We start from the raw sequence: 612 nt of genomic DNA, 5'->3' as shown, positions 1-612 counted from the left end.
AGAAATTATAGAAATCATAAAGGTTACATATGGAGGAGGAAGAGGGATTCGAACCCCCGCGCGGTGTTACCCGCCTGTCGGTTTTCAAGACCGATCCCTTCAGCCAAACTTGGGTATTCCTCCATTATTGGTAGCGGCGGAGGGGATCGAACCCCCGACCTTACGGGTATGAACCGTACGCTCTAGCCAGCTGAGCTACACCGCCAAATACATATATTATTGTAAACCTTCGACTGGTCGGGAAGACAGGATTCGAACCTGCGACCCCTTGGTCCCAAACCAAGTGCTCTACCAAGCTGAGCTACTTCCCGAAATATGGCGCGCCCGGAAGAAGTCGAATCCACAACCTTCTGATCCGTAGTCAGACGCTCTATCCAATTGAGCTACGGGCGCAAAACTTATATGGTGGAGGATGACGGGATCGAACCGCCGACCCTCTGCTTGTAAGGCAGATGCTCTCCCAGCTGAGCTAATCCTCCGAAAAATGGTGACCCCTACGGGACTCGAACCCGTGTTACCTCCGTGAAAGGGAGGTGTCTTAACCGCTTGACCAAGGGGCCATCAATCATATTTTGACAAAATAATAGCCCCAAAGGGGCAGTGCCTGGCAAC

Annotated in this window: 6 tRNA genes; all 6 read right to left on the bottom strand. The window is 52.0% G+C overall.

The features are described from left to right. Window positions 1-30: 30 nt before the first annotated feature. The 6 genes from TY15_RS23050 to TY15_RS23025 all read right to left on the bottom strand — a co-directional run bounded on the left by TY15_RS23050 (window position 31) and on the right by TY15_RS23025 (window position 560). A tRNA-Ser gene (locus TY15_RS23050) sits at window positions 31-123 on the bottom strand. A 5-nt stretch (window positions 124-128) separates the two neighbouring features. Then, a tRNA-Met gene (locus TY15_RS23045) sits at window positions 129-205 on the bottom strand. A gap of 29 nt (window positions 206-234) precedes the next feature. Continuing rightward, window positions 235-311, bottom strand: a tRNA-Pro gene (locus TY15_RS23040). A 5-nt stretch (window positions 312-316) separates the two neighbouring features. After that, window positions 317-393: transfer RNA gene (locus tag TY15_RS23035), tRNA-Arg, on the bottom strand. Between the two features lie 10 nt (window positions 394-403). Continuing rightward, a tRNA-Val gene (locus TY15_RS23030) sits at window positions 404-479 on the bottom strand. A 6-nt stretch (window positions 480-485) separates the two neighbouring features. Beyond that, window positions 486-560: transfer RNA gene (locus tag TY15_RS23025), tRNA-Glu, on the bottom strand. Window positions 561-612 lie beyond the last annotated feature (52 nt).

This window comes from Neobacillus jeddahensis (genome assembly GCF_000612625.1).
In the GTDB taxonomy this organism is placed as follows: Bacteria; Bacillota; Bacilli; order Bacillales; family Cytobacillaceae; genus Neobacillus; species Neobacillus jeddahensis.
Note: the sequence above shows the minus strand (reverse complement) of the source record. Positions and strands in the feature narration are given on the sequence as shown.